Here is a 19,698-nt window from a genome sequence, read left to right on the forward strand (position 1 = left end):
AGGCTCATAAAGATTTATTTACTCGAATAAAAACCATACCAGGAATCGGAAAAAAAACATCTATTATGTTAATCGTTTTAACAGGTGGTTTTGAACGCTTTTCGAGTGCAGCAGAATTATGTAGTTACGCAGGATTAACTCCAGTGATTAGGCAAAGTGGAAGTAGTATAAAAGGACGACCACGAATTAGTAAAATGGGCAATCAAAAACTCAGGAATTTATTATTTATGTGCAGTTTTACAGCTTGTAAATACAACAAAGCATGCAGAGATATTTATGAACGATTAGTAGCAAAAGGAAAGAGTAAAAAATTAGCATTAATAGCGGTATGTAATAAGCTACTAAAACAAGCTTTTGCTATTGCAAAATCGGGTTTAATATTTGACAAGGAATATAAAAGTACCCTAGTGAAAAATTAATAAGATTTTACTTGTTTTTTAGCACAGTACTTTGTTAGGCAACGTTTTTTAATTTTCATTATTAGGTTCATAATCAAGAGGTAGAGCATGTGCGAATTTTTCATAAGACCAGTATTCTTCATATAAAACATCTAATGGATTTGCTAAAACGCCATCGGTGTGAATTCTGAATTTTTCTGCTAATGGAATTATGTTTGATGTTTGCGGAAACGCTTTACGAGGTTTACTAGAGGGATTTCTTAAAATATAACCTTTTTCTTCATCTTCTCTGAGATATGTAATTCTTAAATTATTTTCAAATTGAAGATAAGTTTGATTATTTTCTTTGTGCACGATATTAGAAGAAGTTATTTCGGACTCGTCTAAATAGTCAATATATTTTGGGAGTTTTGCTTTTTTTAAAATAATTAGTGCCGAATCTATCGAAATTTCAGATATGTCAGTTTTTTTTGAAAAATTATGTGCGACATTCGATTTAGATACTCCTTTTTTAGCTTTTAATAATTCCTCTTCACTAGGTTTCTCTTTGTTTACATTTCTTATAAACTGATTTATATCAAAACCTCCTTTTTTCTGTTTAGATACTATCTTTCTCGCTTTTAATATGTCCTCTTCACTAGGTCTATCTTTGTTTTTCTTTCTTACAAATTGATTTAAAATAAAACCTTCTTTTTTTGATGAATTTTTTAAAACGCTTTTATAAAAGTGTACTTGCGAACCATTATAAGCCTTTAACCTGTTTTTTATCCATTTCTTCTTACTGCCTTTTAATGCTTTAAAATAAGAATACCCTAAATAATTAGTGATTTTTTTTTCTATTGAAAAGTGCTTCAAATCGTAGAATATATCATAGCCTAGAGCTTCATTTTTGATATGTATTGGTTCAGTAGCTTCTGCCGTGAAAATATTATTTTCTGAATCAAATTCAAAAAACAAAACATCTGGATTTTGTATAGTACAAAATTTTGAAAACGAACTAGTCCCAATAAAAGCACGAAAGAAAATAGAAAAATTATAGTCCCATTCAAAATTGTTTTTTTTTCCAGCGATAATAACTTCATCTAACACAAATTCTTCTTCTAATAGATGAAAAGCAAGTGGTTTTGTATAAGTAGACGTATCAATATTATATGTTATAGTCTGAAACCCTATATGTGAAATTATTAATTGGTAAACGCCATTTTTTATTTCTAAATTGAACTGTCCATTTTCATTTGTAATAGTTCCTGTAGTGGTGTTATTAAGATATACAGTTACATTAGGCTTTGGTTCATTGTTAAAATAAACCGTCCCATTTAAATTTATTTGAGCAGATAATTTGAAAAAACTCAAATATAAAAAAAGAATAAAATATATAGTTTTAGTCATCAGGTTACTTGGTGATTTTAAATGTTGCTTAACTCGTTTTGCCCAAGCGAATTTTAATTCGATAATGTTAATTTAATTGCTAACCCGGGCGGGGTCTTATTGTTATTTGAAAATAAGTCATCCTCTAGATTCAATAAATATTTCCATGTTCCTTGAGAAAAAAACCAGCTACTCATGTCTGATGCGTCTTGAACCGCCTCGAACATTGGTGCGTACTGAATTCTTTCTATCCATATATTTGAATCTCTTTCTCTGTATCTAAATATATATTTATTCGATTCTATAATGAGCCATTCAATAGCGATAAAAAATCCTTTTTTTGGAAATTTTATATTTAAATCCGATATGTCAATTTCAGTTGTTCTTTTTCCATATTTTGCAACTCCTATAATATTCTTATTATAGATATAAGCATAAGGTTCCCCTCTATCATTTATATCATATAATATAATGTTGAATTTTGAGTTTTTAACTTTACTATCCGTATAAACTTTGATTTTTTTTAGAAATGGGGTTTTATTATAGGACGCTTTATATTCAAAAAATCTTGCGACAATCCGAGGATTTGCATAACAAACAGAGTAAATAGGTATTTTAGATGGTTTATACTTGCCTATGATTAATTTTTTGGATTTTTTTTTTAAATTAATAACAACTTCATCTAACTCGGTAACAAGCGGTTTTAATTCAAGACTGTTTTTAATAGCATTAGAAGAAATTCTTTTAGTTTCAAATCCGATTGCTGAAAAGACAATCGTCTTTCGACCTTCAAAATTTAATTCAAATTCTCCATTTTCATTTGATGAAGTTCCGATATTTTCGTTTTCTACCCAAATATTCACATATTGAATTTTTTCTTTTGTTTCGCTGTTAATTACTACCGCTTTTAACTGACTGAAACAGAAGTTTGAAATAAGTAGAACTGTTAATACAAGTAGTTTTTTCATATGTTGCCTAACGGTTAGTATAAGAATAGTAAGGGATTAAAAACGCACTTACTTTCCGTTTTAGCACTTAGCCAAATTTATAATTTTACCGTTATTTTTCTTTTAACTGTCAAATTGTAAATTTGGCGGACTTTGTTAATATGTACCAACCTTTGGGTTTGGCACTTAACCCTTATTATTTTTATACCTTGTTACCAGCCGTTTTCTTTCCTATATTTTACTTTCTCTTCATCACTCAACCAAATTGTATTTTCAGGTCTTTCAATTTCTGGTAAAAAGTATCTACCATAATAATAATCTCCCATAATATTCCAAGGTTTAAGTCCAAAATAAACGTTCGCCAAAGTACTTAAATCCACACCACCATGAAATTTTTTATCTTTAACTTTTTCAGGACTAACCAATATCTCACAATTAAACAAAACTTTAAAAATATGATTTTTAATTTCATATTCATCGGAATTATAAACAGAGAGAGGTCTTGCAATTATAAGTTCTTCAATAGAAGTTTCAGCATTTTCTTTAGTTAGGTCGAATAAAGTTAAAATGGGACAAGTTTTTGTAAGATGTGTTCCTGCAATTTGTCCAAAAGCAAAAGAATTGTTAGACATTGGAACAGAAATAACATCTCCAATTTTCCATTTTTGTCTTGGTGGTCGTTTCCATTTCTTTAACTTTTTATAAATTTCGTCTAACTCTGTTTCTTTGAAATCTACACGGTATTTAGATAAAGATATGCTGTTAATTATTTTTGCTACACTAAAAATAGTGTCAGCACTTTTAGTATCTATTTGTGTAAAATCACTTTCAAAATCAATATTTGGTTTAGGTTTTAATTCTATGTTTTTTAATTCCTTTTTTAATTTTTCAACCGCTTCTGACTGGTACTCGGCACCAAAGAAATCAACAAGATTTTCGAAAATTCCAAACATTGATGAAACTTCATCAGGTAAAGAAATATCGAAATTCCCAAATTTTATTTCATTATCCATATGGTTTGTTTAAATGGCTGGTAACGGTTACGTATAAGAATAGTGCGATGTTTGTGTGCGTGGATTTTCCGAAGGAAAATCATAAGCAAGCAAACGCGCCTTAACTCTTGATTAGGCACTAAATTACGCATTATTTTTATACAATGTTGCCATGCGTGGTTTTTTTTGTCGGACTTATTTTACGAAAAATACGCGATTCAATTTAGAAAACTGAGAGTTTTTCGAGCACGAGTAAAGTCAGTCACGCGTAAACATTGCGTTTTTTTTGTCAAAAGTCAGATGTTTTGCGCATGAGTAAAGTCAGTCGCACGTAACAGTTGCGCTTTGAATTGTCAGAAGTCGGTTGAGTAAGGTTTTTAGGAATATATTTTTAAACCACTTTTAAGCTCGTTTATATATTTTTTAGAGCTGAGTGAGCCATGAATGGCAACGTTTGGTTATATGAAAAGTAGCAGATTTGTATGTGCCTATTTTTAATTAAAATATAAAGATAGCAGAAAAGAACCAAATTTTTGGTTTAGCTCTTAACTGCTATTTTTTATATAACGTGTTGTGGTTTGTATTTAATTTGTGCTAGGATAATTTAAATGTGTTTTAGATTTAAAAAATAAAATGATATGATTTTTTTATTTCCCAAATGTTGTTCGTTTTTTCTAAATAAAATAATGACATATTAGGTGATCTATCTTCAAATCGATACTGACATCGAATAGCAGCTTTATCTTTTTTGTCATTATATACAATTTTTGAAAAATTAAACCTGTAATCAATGTTTTTATAATCTCTATATTTTCCAATATGGTCAGAAGGGTTTAAATATACTATGGAATCAAAATAAAAAGTGTTAGTTACTCTTTTTATTTTTATTTTATCTATATCAATATGTATGCTTCTACTATTGTCATAAACTTTTGTAAAACCTGAAAACTTATCTTCAAAAAACATATCTTCAATCAACTCAAAATTGGGTATATTTAATGCTAAGCTTGTGTCTATTGCTATGGTTCTGAATTCATTAATGTAGTCTATTAGTTTTTCATGGACTCTAATGGAATCTTTAACTGTAAATCTACCTTTAGTATTAATTGGCGATAAATTTCTAGGGGATAGACGTACCGCCACACTATCTATAACTTTACTAATTATTTCGCTAGTATTAGTGCTCTTATTGGTTACTGGCAGCGTTTTTTTATTGTTACAACCAATAAAAGTTATTAACGCTAATAAGCCAATTAAAGTTCTATATGTTTTATTCATTACAACCATTTTCTGCGTTTGAAGTATTTGCAATTTGTTTTATTTTAGCCCACATATCATTTAAATCGAAAAAAACATAGTCTATGTTTTCATTATAGTAACCATCTTTCCCGTAGGCGCTTAACCCTATCCAGCCAAATGGTAAATAGTGCTCCACACTAAACCTTTTGTTATCTATCTCTCTTATGGCTCTTGCTATTGGATAAACATATCTATCTGCCATGTGTTGATGTTGGGCCTCGTCTGTATTTGCAAGGCTTCCAGATTCTACTTTTGCTGCTATGTATGAATTATATAAATTAATTCTATCATTAGGGTCTACATTTCCGCCATTTTCATGGACATATCTATATATTTCTGCATGAATGCCCTCATGCAAAAAATTAGTGGCTATTTCAAGAATTGACAAACCTGAAGTATTATTTATTTTTATAGTTATATTGTTATTTGCTAAATCTTTAGCGCTTGTACACATTTCACCATCAGTACTGCAAGAATCATAAGTAAAATTTAAATCATATTTAGATCCAGGGACTCCAAATAAACCTATAGTTTTTTTGAAAAGGTTTCCATTTGTTTTTTCTAAAATTTCATAAGCACATTTATCTTTCCCAGTAAGTTCACTAGAGTCAATTTTATCATCATGCAAATCAGCAACACAATCTCCATTTGCATTGGGAAATAATCCTGGGCCACAATTACTAATTTCATCCTCAATTAAAACAATATTTTCGTCGTCTTCGTTGGAGTCATCATCATCATAAACCCCACCATTACCCTTTCTCTTAACATAAATACCTTCTCCGTTTGAACCATACTTGTTAATTTCGGGTAAGCCACTACTTCCCTCACAAACATTTATGGTTCTATAGCCTGTAAGTTGTGTATGGGTATAAACGAAAGAACCACCAGGACCACTATTGGAATACCAATCTGTATACATGGGTACTGTAATTGTTGGGCAAGATGCGGAGGATCTTCCATATAAAGATGAACTGTTAGTATTGCTTCCTTTTTTGTTATTAAACTTGGTTGACATAATAAGCATGCCTTCGCTCAATTGTTTTTTATACACTATTTTTTTTTGATTGTTAATTAAATGAACGATTCCGGTAAAACTATTGAGGTAGCTAAATGAAATATCGGAATTAATTAAGACATTGTTTAAGGGATTGACGTTTTGATAAAATTTTGCTGCATAAAAACTAAATGATTCGTCATTATTTTCTATTGCCAAAATTTTATATTTAATATAATAGGATCCTTCTTTTTTAAATTTGTTTAATTCATTTGGATTAAACGCATTAGTATAGTTAATAGGGACTTCATAATATGATAATTCTAATTCTTCTGAGTATTGTTTTATTGCGCTGCTCCAATCTACGGTATAATCATATGGAATAAGTTCGTTATAATCGGTTTGGTTAAAATAAGTTAGTAATTGTGTAGAAATAGTATTCACTTCCAGTTGTTCATTTTCTTCTTTCTCACAGTTGGTAAACATAAAGGAGGTTAGTAATGTTAGAATTCCGATTTTAAAATAAGCATTAATTTTTTTCATAAACCGTTAAAGTTTTAAAGTTAGTAATAATGTTTGTTGTTTAGTTATATAAACCACAACGGTTAGGTATAAGGATAGTGCGTAGTTTGTGTGCGTGGATTTTCCGAAGGAAAATCATAAGCAAGCAAACAGGCATTTACTCTTGATTAGGTACTAAACTAAGCATTATTTTTATACAATGTTGCCATGCGTGGTGTTTTTTTGTCGGACTTATTTTACGAAAGATATTCGATTAAATTTAGAAAACTGAGAGTTTTTAAAGTAGGAGTAAAGTCAGTCACGCGTAAACATTGCGTTTTCTTTGTCAAAAGTCAGATGTTTTGCGCATGAGTAAAGTCAGTCGCTAACTACAGTTACGCTTTGAATTGTCAGAAGTCGGTTGAGTAAGGTTTTTAGGAATATATTTTTAAACCACTTTGAGTCTCGTTTATATATTTTTTAGAGCCGAGTGAGCCATGAATGGCAACGTTTACGTATATGAAATGTTGCGTGTTTGTGTACGAGGATTTTCCGAAGGAAAATCAGAAGCTAGCAAACAAAGCAACTCACATTGGTTAAGCACAAAATAGCAATTTTTTATATACATTGTTGCCAACAGTATTTTTTATTCTTTTACAGTAACATATAAATTTGTCGGAACGTGTATTTCTTCATTTTCTTTATTGTTCATTTTAAAAACTGCGACTAATTTAATATTGTGCTCTCTAGCTTTTTCTGGAATAAAACTATACATGAATTTATTATCCGTGAGATTTTCGTAAATCAGCTTATCAGGTTTTCCATCGCTAGTAGTCGTATAAACATTATAAGTCAGTAATTTTTCAGGGTAATTAAAAAGAAATTTCACGTAACTTTTTTCATTTACAATAAATTCAGGTTTAGCAGTCAGTCCGACAATGTTTGAGCCTAAAACTTTATAATAGTCCGCTTTAGAAATCGAATCGGTCAGTTTTTTATTTTGAATTTCGAGGTCAGTAATCCGATTATTTAATTCCGATATTTTCTTTTCATTGCACGAAACAAAGAAAGTCAGAAGTATTAAAATTAATCCGAAGTTTGTTTTTTTCATATTGTTGGCAACGTGATTGTGTATGGTTAGTTGCGTGATTTAAGGAACTAAGTTAGCAAATAAATCACAAATAGAATATTCCGCAGGAATGTTCGTAAGTAGGCTTAAAACAAGCAATTAATTATACACGGTGTTGTGGTGGCGTACTTATTTTTCATCTTCAATTAATTCGATTTCTTCAGGCTCTTTTGGTGGTTGTGGTGGTGGCGGAATGTCTAACTTTTCATTCAGCCATATTTTCAACACTACACTATCGGTCAGTTTTTCATATGCATTAACAATTTTACTCAATGTTTTTGGAAATGTTGAAATATTGTCGCTGTCATATGACAAGAATATTAATAATTTTTCAGGGTTTCTGCTCCAAGATGGAATTTTTCCGTTATTCTGAAAGTCCTTTTTCAAAACGGAAGCTAAACTGTCTAAAGGATAATAAAATCTATCAACTTTACTAATCGTATCGTTATGTATTTGAATTGTATTTCTTTGTTTAATTAAAATACAACCGAAATTTTCCCAGCAAGGATTTCTCAAATAAATTCTATTTACAACATTATCATTTTTAAGAGTTATTTTTGGAAGACTATCATTACAAGCAATTTGTTCAGTCCTTTCAAGTAAATCCTTCCAATTATTATATTCGGTATATTCTAATTCAACTGCAATACTATCGTTTTCGTTTTGAAACAGTCCAAAATCTGTTTCGATTATTTTAATTAGTTTCTTTTCCGCATTTTGGCAACTAAATACTCCCAAAATCAGTATAATCAATGACGATATTTTAATGTTAGTTACCATTTTTCTCGTATGCACCACAACGGTTACGTATAAGAATAGTGCGATGTTTGTGTGCGTGGATTTTCCGAAGGAAAATCATAAGCAAGCAAACACGCATTTACTCTTGATTAGGCACTAAACTAAGCATTATTTTTATACAATGTTGCCATGCGTGGTTTTTTTGTCGGACTTATTTTACGAAAAATATGCGATTAAATTTAGAAAACTGAGAGTTTTATGAGCACGAGTAAAGTCAGTCACGCGCAAACATTGCGTTTTCTTTGTCAAAAGTCAGATGTTTTGCGCATGAGTAAAGTCAGTCGCACGCAACAGTTGCGCTTTGAATTGTCAGAAGTCGGTTGAGTAAGGTTTTTAGGAATATGTTTTTAAACCACTTTGAGTCTCGTTTATATATTTTTTAGAGCTGAGTGAGCCATGAATGGCAACGTTACGTATAAGGTTAGTGGCGTTGATAAACCACTAAATTAATAAACAGAGACCGAACAGCGGAAAATTCCGCAGGAATTTTCCAAGTAGGCTAAGACCAAGCCATTAATTTTATACACTGTTGTAAATAGTTTTTATTCTATTTTTTTGACAAGCAAATTCAATCCAGTTTCTTCAATATGAAAAACAGGCTCTTCATTACTGCTTTCTATTTTAATGAGCATTATCGAATTCCCAATCCCAATCGTTTGCGTGGAACTATTAAACCTCCATTTAACCTCTTCATTAAGAACTTCATTTATCATCATTTTGTATAGTTCCGTCTCATTAGTTGTAGTCAATTCAAAATCATTATTTGCTTTAAAATTGAATGTGCATTTTTCGAAAGCATCAACAATAGGCTTGAATTGAGCTTCTATCGGTTTGTCAATCATTTTTACGACTGTCCATTTGCCGATTAACTCCGATTCTGATTTGATTTGTCCGAAGGAGATAAAATTAATTGTAAGAGCTAATATAAAAATCGGAAATCTATTCATTAATCTGGTTTTAAATTGTTTACAACGTTGTTGTGTATGGTTAGTTGCGTGGTTAAGCAACTAATTTAGCAAATAAATCACAGATAGAATATTCCGCAGGAATGTTCGTAAGTCGGCAGTGACCTAGCAATTAATTATACACGGTGTTGTGCGTAGGCTTTTATTCAGAGTTATTATTTTCTATTAGCTTTATTTTTTTACTATTCCAATTTAGAATTACTCGATAATTTTTAAAAAAATCTAAACCAAACCTTCTACCCAAATATTGCTCTGAATATACTTTTTGGTTTTTTAAAATAGTATTTCCAAATTCTAATTCATTAACAATTCCTGTGTAAGATATCCTTGCATTGTCTTGTTTTCCATAAATTCCAATAGAACCGGTTGTTTTAGATTCAGTGAAATCTGATATTTGACCATTTTCTTTTTGCTTTTCAAATTCGGAAAAAGGTATAACTAAATCTCCATTATAGCCAAAATCGACATCAAAATTCCAAACTTTTTCACCATTTATTTTACAAGCAATAGAAGGTATTCCTGCATATCCAATAAATAACTTATTTTCAATTATTTTTTCAGGTAAGCTTAATTTCGATTCATTGTCAGTTATAATAATTTGTTTCTTATCAAAATCAATATCCCAAATAGCGTGTTGCATTAAACTTGAACCAATAAATCCGTCAATATTGAGAGAAGACCACATTGGTATTGAATTAAAATCATTTATTAAGGCTACTGTTTCAACAAAATCTATTTTTCCAATTCCAATAGATTCTATTCTAGTATATTGATTAGTTTGTTTTTTATTAAAAACATCAGAAACATTTACAGAGTCAATAATTTTCAAATTTAAACTTTCAGCAAGTTCTTTTGACACAAGAGTTGGTGTCCCAGTATCAAAAAGAAAATTATAATTTTTATTATTTATTTCTACAGGAACAATTATCCAACCATTTTTAATTTCGAAAGGTAAAGTAACTTTAAAGTTTTCTTGTTTTGTTTTTCCTTCTTTAAAGTATTTTACTGCTTTGCTAGTTGCACAACTACTTATTAAAATTAATATTATTGAATAGATAAATACTCTTGTTTTGTTCATGTATTTCAATTTTGTAGATGCTGTTTTTAGCTTACGCACAACGTTTACGTATAAGAATAGTGCGATGTTTGTGTGCGTGGATTTTCCGAAGGAAAATCATAAGTAAGCAAACTCGCATTTACTCTTGATTAAGCACTAAACTAAGCATTATTTTTATACAGTGTTGCCATGCGTGTTTTTTTTTGTCGGACTTATTTTACGAAAATATGTGGTTAAATTTAGAAAACTGAGAGTTTTTTGGAACACGAGTAAAGTCAGTCGCGCGTAAACTTTGCGTTTTCTTTGTCAAAAGTCAGATGTTTTGCGCATGAGTAAAGTCAGTCGCACGCAACAGTTGCGCTTTGAACTGTCAGAAGTCGGTTGAGTAAGGTTTTTAGGAATATATTTTTAAACCACTTTGACTCTCGTTAATATATTTTTTTAGAGCTGAGTGAGCCATGAATGGCAACGGTTACGTATAAGAATAGTGCGTAGTTTGTGTGCGTGGATTTTCCGAAGGAAAATCATAAGCAAGCAAACAGGCATTCACTCTTGATTAGGTACTAAATTACGCATTATTTTTATACAATGTTGGCAACAGTTTTTGTTTTATAGAATTAATGAGATTTAAAATTAAGGCTAGATGTTTTTCTAAAAATAATACCAATAATGATTAGAAACAAAGGTGGTATTAAATCCATATCGAATCCTATTTCTACTAATCCTGTTTCAATTGCTAGGTATGCCCAAAGAAAAATTATTACAAAAGAATATATAATTCCTGTAACACAAAAACAAGTTCCAGATTTCTTCAAGTGGTTAATTATATCCGAGTAAGATTCATTGTCTAGTAGTGTAGCCGTCTTTCGTAAATGATACAATGATTTCAAAAAGAATAAATAAGCAGTTAGACCAATAATCGCAATAAACCAATAAAATAAATTCCAATCTGCAATACAAATCTTTATCGGACTCATAATGCATTTTTTTAAAGGAATATTAATTACGAGTCCTAGTAATCTAATTATGGAAAATAGAATTAAAACATTAATTAATAATTTTAATAAAACTGATTTTTTCATAATTTAAAATTTTGGTTAATTAAAACAAATCAAAAGCTTTTTTATGTGTAAGAAATTATTTTAAAATAGTTTTAACTTTTTTAACCAATTTTAACAAACGCATTAAATAACGAAAACAAGTAGTTTAAAACTTTGTTTGCTAAATAGATGTATTGTTTATTATTATGAATATTGTCAGCTCAAATTGTTGCCAACGTTTACGTATAAGAATAGTTGCGGTTTTGTGTGCGAGGATTTTCCGCAGGAAAATCAGACGTAACAAAACTGCAACGACCTTTGGTTAAGCACTAATCTAGCAATTATTTTTATACATTGTTGCCATTAGTTTTTTATTTCAGTCGTTGTAATAATCTCCGTCTTCCCAATCTTTTTTTCCAAGATAATCTCCACAAAAATTATAACGATTAATAGGTTTAACTTTATCCACATTTTTGCCGTGACTGAAAATCCAAATTTCATTTCCGACAATTTTTATGCGATTAAATTTTCTTGTGTCCGAAGCATCCATTGAGCTTATAAAAACTGATTTTTTTTCAAAAACTTCATTTCCATTTTGGTCAATAATTCGGTCAGTCACGATTACTTTTTTATGTTTTAAATTCCAGAATAAAAACTTGCGTTTCTTTTCAATTCGTTCCGTTTTCAGAGTAACACTTTCAATTCCGCAATCAATTTTTTCGGTCAGAGTTTTGTTTTGTATTTCAGACGTTTTTATTCCGCTATTCAGATTAATGAATACGAAAATCAGACTTAATGAAACTGAAAATATTGAATTTATTACGGTCATTTCAAATTAATGGCAACGGTTATGTATATGAAATGTTGCGTGTTTGTGTGCGAGGATTTTCCGAAGGAAAATCAGAAGCTAGCAAACAAAGCAACTCCCATTGGTTAAGCACAAAATAGCAATTTTTTATATACTGTGTTGTACGCTGGCTTTTATTTTATTTATTAATACTATAATATTTGGAACTACTGAAAAGATTGCACTTAATCCAATTGTAAGTCCAAAATTTATATTGTTCCAATGAATTTTGACAATTCCGTTGTCACAAGCCGTACATTGTACTACTTTTAAATTTGCATTAATTGCTGAAATTAGGAAAATAGAGATTCCAAAAATCAGTAGGCAAAGTATAACATTTTTCAAAATCTGCTTTTTTTTAAGTTCTATGTTTGCCAATAAAAAAGTCATTAAAGCAAATCCGAGTATATATTCGAATGTTCTGTCCGAAAAGATGGAAATATTTTTTCCCACAAACTGAATTTTGTCGGAAGTAGTAAATCGAAAAATATCTTGAATTATTTCTCGAAAAAAACCTTCAAAATAGAATCCGAAACTTATTCCAAGAATAAATCCTATTATTCCAATCAATACTTTTTTTATCAATTTGAGTGAGTTTTTCAGCTTGCGTACAACGCTTACGTATAAGAATAGTGCGATGTTTGTGTGCGTGGATTTTCCGAAGGAAAATCATAAGCAAGCAAACTTGCATTTTACTCTTGATTAAGCACTAAACTAAGCATTATTTTTATACAATGTTGCCATGCGTGGTGTTTTTTTATCGGACTTATTTTACGAAATAGATTCGATTAAATTTAGAAAACTTAGAGTTTTTAGAGTAGAATTAAAGTCAATCACGTTTAAACATTACGTTTTCTTTTTCAAAAGTCAGATGTTTTGCGCATGAGTAAAGTCAGTCGCACGCAACAGTTACGCTTTGAATTGTCAGAAGTCGGTTGATTAAGGTTTTTAGGAATATATTTTTAAACCACTTTTAAGCTCGTTTATATATTTTTTAGAGCCGAGTGAGCCATGAATGGCAACGTTGTTGTGTATGGTTAGTTGCGTGTTTAAGCAACTAAGTTAGTAAACAAAAACTTGCCAGAGAAAATTCCGAAGGAATTTTCCAAGTAGGCAATTGCCCAAGCAATTAATTATACACGGTGTTAGCAGCTGGCTTTATTTCTTAATCTGTCTTCTATTTTTATCAGAAATTTAAAAGCAATCATTTTTCAGACATAATTTTGAGTATTACTTCTGTTTTTTCTTGTCATTGTGAATGCTGTAAACAACAAGAATATACCAAAAATGAGCATTGAAATCGCCTGCAAAAATTTCGAGTTAGTCGTTCCAATAAAATATAAAGCCATTAAAACAACAATAAATGAGCCTATTGTTAAAAGAACAGATAATGCAGTTGATAAAGTCTTATTATTCCAGTAGAATTGTCCGATAAGACAAACAAATAATGGAAAAATTAAAGAAAGAAGAACTATATCCCAACTATCAATTGAGTTTTGAGTTAGGTTGAATTTTGTGATTTCAAATAGTAATAATCCAATTGAAATTATAAATACAATTTCTTGCCAATATTTTAATAGTGATTTTTTTATTATTCTAGTTTTCATATTCTTTAGTGTTTAAACTCTGAATTTAGTTGATTTTCTCATTCTAAATAACGTTGGTCATACGTATTTATTTTAAATGTTAACTTCTTATTGACATACGAATGGACGCTTGCTGCTAACGTTTACGTATATGGAAAGTTGCGTGTTTGTGTGCGAGGATTTTCCGAAGGAAAATCAGAAGCTAGCAAACAAAGCAACTAACATTGGTTAAGCACAAAATAGCAATTTTTTATATACAATGTTGGCAATAGTTTTTTATTCATATTCTCCAAACCAATTCAGTTCGTCTTTCCAGTCTGTTTTTTCATAATCAACTTGCTCATTGGTATAAACTCTAAATATTCTTTTGATAGTTGTTTCTTTTAGAAGTTTTTTTATTGAGTCGATTTCTTTTTCAGGAACTCTTTTGTCAGCGAATAGTAAATATTTAATTTGTTCCTTTTCTTGCTCTTTAATTGAAAATATTAAGTCATAAATTTCACTTTGAATTCCATCTAGATTTATATATCTATCTGTTTTTGCTACTAATTTTCCATTATTAAATCCGACATAAATATTAAAATCAAATTTTTTATTTCCGCTTGAAATTAGTCCGTTCTCTTTTTTTAGGAAGGTCAAAATCAAGATTTATATTTTTCTTTAAATATTGAAGTCCGTTTTTAATTTTAAGGAATTGATTGGTAAAAGAAGAATCGGTTTCTGTCTTTACAAACAAAGTATCTTTTTGTGCATCCAGTTTATATTCTAGAATAAAATCAGTTTCTAATTCAGGGTTAAGATTTGTTAGTTGCGTATAGTAGATTTTTGAACGATTGCTTGTCCAAGAGAATTTTGTTGTTCTTTCCCAAGAATTTTGAATTAATGAATCTTTAAAGAATTCTAAATCGACAATATTAGCACTTTTAGTCGAACTCCAATTTCCGAGCAAGTCATTATCGATGTTCTTTTTTGAACAACTCTGTAAAATGCAAATCACTAATAATGTTCGGATTACGTTTTTCATTCAAATTATTGCCAACGTTTATGTATAAGGATAGTTGCGGGTTTGTTTGCGAGGATTTTCCGAAGGAAAATCAGATGTAGGCAAACACTCAATTGCCTTTAATTAAGCACTAAACCGCAATTATTTTTATATGGTGTTGTGCAACGTATTTTTATTCTTCAATTATGGTTTTTGGATATTGCTCATTTACTAATTTCTGCTCATCAGTATTCAAATCACTATATTTTTTTCCATATTTTTGATTAGATAAATTATCTCTCACTAAATTAATTGCACTTTGTATCTCGTTTTGAACAGTAATATAGTCTGAATACATAGTCTCTTTATCTGTTTTTATTGAGATTATAGATTTAGATTCATTGTCTTTATAATACTGTGTTACTTTAGACTTCAAGTTTTTAAGTTTAATCTCAGTATTATTTACAAATATTTTATTTTCTTTATTCAGGTATATTCTTAAAGCATTTTTTAGGTCATAGTTCTTTTTGGGTACAACTTTATTTATTCCATTATGAGGGCCCAACATATCGAATAACAAGAATGCTCTCATTTTGTAAAAGTCAAGTTCAAAATCTTTTTCAAGTAGTACATTTGAAATTTCAGTTGCTAATAATTCAATTTTTAAATCTCCAGCATTTCTAATAGCATTCTCTAATGTACTTTGAAATCTTACAAATGTTTTAGAATCATATTTAGTTGAGTCAGATATTACTGTTTGTAAGCAAACGTTTGAAGTAGAATTCTGTTTTTTTTCAATTCCGTTTAGCATTTCCCCGAATGAATAAAAAGGCTTTTCTTTAGGTTCAATTCCATTGGATATTTCACTTATTGTTTTTAAATAACTTTTACCTGAATTATCTGAGATAATATTAGCCTTTATCAAATTGGATTCATAATCTGATATTAACTCTTTTAGTTGTTTTCCATTATCATCAAATTTTTGATTATTACATTCCATTAATTTGTTTTCTATTCTTTCGGTTTGAATACCGCAAGAATAGAATAATGAAATAAATAAAAAGGTAATTACTAATGTTTGTCTCATATGTTGCACAACGTGATTGTGTATGGTTAGTTGCGTGGTTAAGCAACTAATTTAGCAAACTTTAACGAATCTGTGAATATTCCGCAGGAATATTCACAAGTAGAGAAGGACAAAGCAATTAATTATACACTTTGTTGGCAACTGCCTTTTTTCAATAGAAGCTGTCAATATTTAATTCCGTTTTTAATTTTTTAATTTTTTTGTCCGTTAAGTCAGCATCGAACATTATTGTTTTAACCTCATATTTCCCCATTTTTTCTCGGATGAAAACTCCTAAAAGGTATAGTTCTCTCCAAATCGGTTTTAAATCAGTTATTTGGTTTTTATTTTCAATTAAAAACTTGAAGGATTTCTGTTTATTATTTTTTGTTTTTAATATAATTTCTGCTAATCCGTTGTGAATTATATCTCTAGATGCATATTGTTTACCTTGAACATAATTGTAATGAAGATAAATAGATTCTATGTCAGTAAATCTTATTTTCTCATTTAGAGTTGAATTGTCAATTATTAGCGCATTATCACTAAATTCTAAAAGTCCAATAACATCCTCTTTTTTTGTCCAATCTGAAAATAATTTTCTGATTTGATATCTCACAAAAAAGATGTAAACGAAAATTCCAAGGACAGTTAAATAAACAGGAAACTCAAATTCTTTAGTCAGATAAACTGTTACTGTTGCAACAAGGATAGAAGAAATGACAGTTACTCCAAATCCATCTTTTTCCGAAATGTTTTTATCAGCTCTTATTTGTTTGAATGTTGATTTCATTAGGTTGTTGCCAACGGTTACGTATAAGAATAGTGCGTAGTTTGTGTGCGAGGATTTTCCGAAGGAAAATCATAAGCAACTAAACACGCCTTTACTCTTGATTAAGCACTAAACTAAGCATTATTTTTATACAATGTTGTAGCCAGTTTTTTATTATCCATTTAGTTGCTTTTTTAAGTCAAGTGTCAAGCTATAATTTTCCTCAATTGGCACTAATTTCCTATTGACTTTTTCTATATCCTTACCTTCCTTAGTCCACAAAAATGGTACAAAAGAAAACACTTGATTCCCATTTCCTTGTTGAATATCTCTTTCCCAATTCTCCCATTGAAATAGCTCATAAAATTTATCTAAGTTTCCAGTTAATGTCCAATACAAAAAGTCCGAATATCCAATGTCTAAACATTCCCATTCGAGTGTGTATTGCGGTAAATAATATATTTTTCCGATTTCTGTTCCAATTCCACCTGTATTGATTGCAAAATAACCTCCAATAATGTCATCAGCTATTAATAAATGAGAAGGTTGTTCTCCATAATTCTCAAAAGTTTTTCCTTTATTCCATTCGCTCAATCCTCTGTCAAGTTTTTCGCTTCCTGAACCCAGAATTCTGAGCCAGCCTTTACTAATCAGAATTCCACCTGTTTCGTAAATGACAGCTCCCATTGGTGAGTGTGTAGTGACTTGAGTATTCATCAATTCTCTTTCAGCCCGTTTATCGTTTTTCGGTAATATTTCATATTCATTAGTCGCTTCTCCTAACCACTCATTGACTAAATCCCAGCCAGGTTCATTTAAATTGATTAGTTCAGTTAATTCTTTCATTTTGTTTTAACTCTCGATTTTGTCAAATTGGCTACAACGGTCTTGTGTATGATTTCGTTGCGTGATTAAGCAACTAATTTAGCAAATAAATCACAGATAGAATATTCCGCAGGAATGTTCGTAAGTAGGCTATAACTAGCAATGAATTATACACGTTCTTGGCAGTAGTTTTTTATTCGAATGTAAAATCCAAAGAATCAACAGCTCCACGTTCATTAATTAGAATTTCTTTTTCAGCAACAATTTCATTGTCAACTTTTATTTCAAGTTTAATAGTGTATGGACTAAAAGGAGTTCCAATGTTTTCTATTTTCGAATTATCCTTATAATGAATCCATAAAAGTGTAGAAAAAGGAATTGATTGTGATAAATAACTTTGTGTTTTAGGTAAATGTGATTCACTATATGAAGATTCAGATATTTTTATTCCATCTCCTTCAATATTAAATTCAATTTCGGACAAACGATTATTATCTGATGATGTTATAGAAAATGTAATATCCCTATTTTGAGGATAATTATCTCTTGGGTCATCATCTGAAGAGCAAGAGATTGTTAGAAAGACTAATGTAATCAATGTTAATAGTTGTTTTTTAATCATAATTGTTTTTATTAATTTTTTATTTTGGCAATATGTCAAATTTAATGCCAAACTTATTATTAGTTGTTCAGTTCCAGTTTTTTTTAATTACTGCCAACGGTCTTGTGTATGATTTCGTTGCGTGTTTAAGCACTAAAGTTAGCAAATAAATTACAGATAGAAAGTCCGCGAGGACTTTCGTAAGTAGGCTATAACTAGCAATGAATTATACACGTTGTTACCCACAGTTATTTGTTCTTTTTAGTTGGTCTTGAACTTGCTCCAGCTTTAATTTTTTCGTCAAGTACTAGAATTACGGTCTTTTTTAAATCCTCATAATTAAAGTCCTCTTCAAATCCATATCTAAAAGTTGAATGAGTTCCGTTTTTATCCATTCCAAGTACATATTTCGGTCCGCCTAATTCAACAGAGATAGGTGAGTTTTCGGTTTGTATAGTAAATTCAGTTTCTCCTTTGTTGTTAGTTATATAAAAAACGTGTTTATAATATAATTCGCCTTTTTTAACTGCAAATCGTTCGTAAGCAAGAATTAACTTATCATTCCAATCGAATTGGTCAAAACAGAACATACTTTTAAGATTGTCCGTTAATTTTCCTTGCTCGCAGGCTTGATAAAGTTTTTCTTTAATCGGTTCTGCTTTTTCGTACTCTTTTTTACCATAAAAAACCTGAATTAGTTTAGCGTAAGAATGATAGTCGGTTGGTGCTAATTCAATTAATTCTTTATACGCAATTTCGGATTTGTCATATTCCTTATTAAGAAACTCGTAAAGTCCGATATTGTATAATGCGTTTATATAAGAATCTGATTCTTTTGAGATAGTCTCTTTTGATTTATAAAAGGCTTCTAAAGCTTTATCAGGTTGATTTAGTTCCGCATAGATTTGTGGAATCATAGTAAAAGGTCTGTCTATCGGCTCATTTTTTTCTGTAGCTGTTACATAAGCAGAAAGTGCCTTATCATATTTTTCTTGGCTTACATAAGAGTCGCCTAATCCGCTAAAATAATTTGAGTTGCTCGAATCAAGTTCGATCGCTTTATTGAAAGATTCAATTGCTTTGTCGAATTGCCCCATATAATTTAAAGTCATTCCTTTAATAAAATATGCTTCTGGGTCAGTCTTATCTTTTTCGATTGACAAATCCATTAGTTTAAGCACATTATTATCGTCAGCTTTCATATAGTAAGCCATTCCAACATAATAAATTGCTTTAGCTGGATATTCACTTGCCTTTTCGGAATGTTCGGAAATAATCAAATCATATTTTTCTTCTCCGTAAGCTTTTCCTAGTTCAACCGTAATCTGTTCTTGAGCATAATTACTTACGCTTAAAAGACAAATTATTAATGTTAGCAGGATTTTTTTCATAATTGTGGGTAACGGCAGGTATATAGACATTAAGGGATTATCAATATAAATATCCTACAGATTTATATTGAAGCTAATTTAGGAAATAAATATTTAAATTTAAGAAAGAATATTTGGTTTACTAAAGTAGCGTTGGT

The 19,698-nt window shown here is 30.0% G+C and carries 21 protein-coding genes; 1 reads left to right on the top strand and 20 read right to left on the bottom strand.

Annotated elements, in window-relative coordinates; genetic code table 11:
• Positions 1-419, top strand: a 419-nt coding sequence (locus tag V6246_RS17895; protein WP_341561811.1) for a transposase, incomplete at its 5' end; no start/stop codon positions are given.
• Positions 420-467: 48 nt separating this feature from the next.
• Here the strand turns inward: V6246_RS17895 and V6246_RS17900 are convergent.
• The 20 genes from V6246_RS17900 to V6246_RS17995 all read right to left on the bottom strand — a co-directional run bounded on the left by V6246_RS17900 (position 468) and on the right by V6246_RS17995 (position 19,561).
• Positions 468-1,787: a carboxypeptidase-like regulatory domain-containing protein gene (locus tag V6246_RS17900; RefSeq protein ID WP_341561812.1), complete on the bottom strand. Its 1,320-nt coding sequence runs from the start codon at positions 1,785-1,787 to the stop codon at positions 468-470.
• Between the two features lie 53 nt (positions 1,788-1,840).
• A complete protein-coding gene (locus tag V6246_RS17905) occupies positions 1,841-2,734 on the bottom strand; it encodes a carboxypeptidase-like regulatory domain-containing protein (RefSeq protein WP_341561813.1) in 894 nt (297 codons plus the stop codon).
• Positions 2,735-2,925: 191 nt separating this feature from the next.
• On the bottom strand, positions 2,926-3,726 hold the full coding sequence (locus V6246_RS17910) for a hypothetical protein (RefSeq protein WP_341561814.1): 801 nt from the start codon (positions 3,724-3,726) through the stop codon (positions 2,926-2,928).
• Between the two features lie 600 nt (positions 3,727-4,326).
• Positions 4,327-4,983: a hypothetical protein gene (locus V6246_RS17915; protein ID WP_042506707.1), complete on the bottom strand. Its 657-nt coding sequence runs from the start codon at positions 4,981-4,983 to the stop codon at positions 4,327-4,329.
• A complete protein-coding gene (locus V6246_RS17920) occupies positions 4,976-6,544 on the bottom strand; it encodes a hypothetical protein (RefSeq protein WP_341561815.1) in 1,569 nt (522 codons plus the stop codon). Before V6246_RS17920 ends, V6246_RS17915 begins: the two co-directional genes overlap by 8 nt.
• 604 nt (positions 6,545-7,148) lie before the next feature.
• The gene (locus V6246_RS17925) at positions 7,149-7,613 is read right to left on the bottom strand and encodes a hypothetical protein (RefSeq protein WP_341561816.1); all 465 of its coding nucleotides are present in this window, start codon (positions 7,611-7,613) and stop codon (positions 7,149-7,151) included.
• A gap of 147 nt (positions 7,614-7,760) precedes the next feature.
• Positions 7,761-8,411, bottom strand: coding sequence for a hypothetical protein (locus V6246_RS17930; protein ID WP_341561817.1), 651 nt, complete (start codon positions 8,409-8,411; stop codon positions 7,761-7,763).
• Between the two features lie 560 nt (positions 8,412-8,971).
• The gene (locus V6246_RS17935) at positions 8,972-9,376 is read right to left on the bottom strand and encodes a hypothetical protein (RefSeq protein ID WP_341561818.1); all 405 of its coding nucleotides are present in this window, start codon (positions 9,374-9,376) and stop codon (positions 8,972-8,974) included.
• A gap of 160 nt (positions 9,377-9,536) precedes the next feature.
• A complete protein-coding gene (locus tag V6246_RS17940; RefSeq protein ID WP_341561819.1) occupies positions 9,537-10,472 on the bottom strand; it encodes a retropepsin-like aspartic protease in 936 nt (311 codons plus the stop codon).
• 596 nt (positions 10,473-11,068) lie between these two features.
• Positions 11,069-11,428 carry a hypothetical protein gene (locus V6246_RS17945; protein ID WP_341561820.1) on the bottom strand — a complete coding sequence of 120 codons (360 nt, stop codon included), beginning with the start codon at positions 11,426-11,428 and terminating at the stop codon, positions 11,069-11,071.
• A gap of 439 nt (positions 11,429-11,867) precedes the next feature.
• Positions 11,868-12,320, bottom strand: a complete 453-nt coding sequence (locus tag V6246_RS17950; RefSeq protein WP_341561821.1) for a hypothetical protein — start codon at positions 12,318-12,320, stop codon at positions 11,868-11,870.
• Positions 12,321-12,446: 126 nt separating this feature from the next.
• Positions 12,447-12,923 (bottom strand): hypothetical protein, encoded by a 477-nt coding sequence (locus tag V6246_RS17955; RefSeq protein ID WP_133968492.1) that lies wholly within the window; start codon positions 12,921-12,923, stop codon positions 12,447-12,449.
• Between the two features lie 626 nt (positions 12,924-13,549).
• Entirely contained in the window at positions 13,550-13,945 is a 396-nt protein-coding gene (locus V6246_RS17960; protein WP_341561822.1) for a hypothetical protein, read from the bottom strand.
• Between the two features lie 255 nt (positions 13,946-14,200).
• The gene (locus tag V6246_RS17965; protein ID WP_341561823.1) at positions 14,201-14,563 is read right to left on the bottom strand and encodes a hypothetical protein; all 363 of its coding nucleotides are present in this window, start codon (positions 14,561-14,563) and stop codon (positions 14,201-14,203) included.
• Positions 14,517-14,948 carry a hypothetical protein gene (locus V6246_RS17970; RefSeq protein WP_341561824.1) on the bottom strand — a complete coding sequence of 144 codons (432 nt, stop codon included), beginning with the start codon at positions 14,946-14,948 and terminating at the stop codon, positions 14,517-14,519. Before V6246_RS17970 ends, V6246_RS17965 begins: the two co-directional genes overlap by 47 nt.
• Positions 14,949-15,099: 151 nt before the next feature.
• Positions 15,100-15,993, bottom strand: coding sequence for a biopolymer transporter ExbD (locus V6246_RS17975; RefSeq protein WP_341561825.1), 894 nt, complete (start codon positions 15,991-15,993; stop codon positions 15,100-15,102).
• Positions 15,994-16,144: 151 nt separating this feature from the next.
• Positions 16,145-16,765 (bottom strand): hypothetical protein, encoded by a 621-nt coding sequence (locus V6246_RS17980; RefSeq protein ID WP_341561826.1) that lies wholly within the window; start codon positions 16,763-16,765, stop codon positions 16,145-16,147.
• A gap of 153 nt (positions 16,766-16,918) precedes the next feature.
• Positions 16,919-17,590: a DUF2625 domain-containing protein gene (locus tag V6246_RS17985; protein WP_341561827.1), complete on the bottom strand. Its 672-nt coding sequence runs from the start codon at positions 17,588-17,590 to the stop codon at positions 16,919-16,921.
• A gap of 172 nt (positions 17,591-17,762) precedes the next feature.
• Positions 17,763-18,191, bottom strand: a complete 429-nt coding sequence (locus V6246_RS17990) for a hypothetical protein (protein ID WP_341561828.1) — start codon at positions 18,189-18,191, stop codon at positions 17,763-17,765.
• A gap of 227 nt (positions 18,192-18,418) precedes the next feature.
• Positions 18,419-19,561, bottom strand: coding sequence for a tetratricopeptide repeat protein (locus V6246_RS17995; protein ID WP_341561829.1), 1,143 nt, complete (start codon positions 19,559-19,561; stop codon positions 18,419-18,421).
• Positions 19,562-19,698 lie beyond the last annotated feature (137 nt).

Origin of the sequence: Algibacter sp. TI.3.09, assembly GCF_038154905.1 — a bacterium.
Taxonomy (GTDB): Bacteria; Bacteroidota; Bacteroidia; order Flavobacteriales; family Flavobacteriaceae; genus Algibacter.

Coding starts and splice junctions, on each gene's coding strand:
- V6246_RS17900 (WP_341561812.1), bottom strand. CDS start 1,787: ATGACTAAAACTATATATTTTATTCTTTTTTTATATTTGAGTTTTTTC.
- V6246_RS17905 (WP_341561813.1), bottom strand. CDS start 2,734: ATGAAAAAACTACTTGTATTAACAGTTCTACTTATTTCAAACTTCTGT.
- V6246_RS17910 (WP_341561814.1), bottom strand. CDS start 3,726: ATGGATAATGAAATAAAATTTGGGAATTTCGATATTTCTTTACCTGAT.
- V6246_RS17915 (WP_042506707.1), bottom strand. CDS start 4,983: ATGAATAAAACATATAGAACTTTAATTGGCTTATTAGCGTTAATAACT.
- V6246_RS17920 (WP_341561815.1), bottom strand. CDS start 6,544: ATGAAAAAAATTAATGCTTATTTTAAAATCGGAATTCTAACATTACTA.
- V6246_RS17925 (WP_341561816.1), bottom strand. CDS start 7,613: ATGAAAAAAACAAACTTCGGATTAATTTTAATACTTCTGACTTTCTTT.
- V6246_RS17930 (WP_341561817.1), bottom strand. CDS start 8,411: ATGGTAACTAACATTAAAATATCGTCATTGATTATACTGATTTTGGGA.
- V6246_RS17935 (WP_341561818.1), bottom strand. CDS start 9,376: ATGAATAGATTTCCGATTTTTATATTAGCTCTTACAATTAATTTTATC.
- V6246_RS17940 (WP_341561819.1), bottom strand. CDS start 10,472: ATGAACAAAACAAGAGTATTTATCTATTCAATAATATTAATTTTAATA.
- V6246_RS17945 (WP_341561820.1), bottom strand. CDS start 11,428: ATGAGTCCGATAAAGATTTGTATTGCAGATTGGAATTTATTTTATTGG.
- V6246_RS17950 (WP_341561821.1), bottom strand. CDS start 12,320: ATGACCGTAATAAATTCAATATTTTCAGTTTCATTAAGTCTGATTTTC.
- V6246_RS17960 (WP_341561822.1), bottom strand. CDS start 13,945: ATGAAAACTAGAATAATAAAAAAATCACTATTAAAATATTGGCAAGAA.
- V6246_RS17970 (WP_341561824.1), bottom strand. CDS start 14,948: ATGAAAAACGTAATCCGAACATTATTAGTGATTTGCATTTTACAGAGT.
- V6246_RS17975 (WP_341561825.1), bottom strand. CDS start 15,993: ATGAGACAAACATTAGTAATTACCTTTTTATTTATTTCATTATTCTAT.
- V6246_RS17980 (WP_341561826.1), bottom strand. CDS start 16,765: ATGAAATCAACATTCAAACAAATAAGAGCTGATAAAAACATTTCGGAA.
- V6246_RS17985 (WP_341561827.1), bottom strand. CDS start 17,590: ATGAAAGAATTAACTGAACTAATCAATTTAAATGAACCTGGCTGGGAT.
- V6246_RS17990 (WP_341561828.1), bottom strand. CDS start 18,191: ATGATTAAAAAACAACTATTAACATTGATTACATTAGTCTTTCTAACA.
- V6246_RS17995 (WP_341561829.1), bottom strand. CDS start 19,561: ATGAAAAAAATCCTGCTAACATTAATAATTTGTCTTTTAAGCGTAAGT.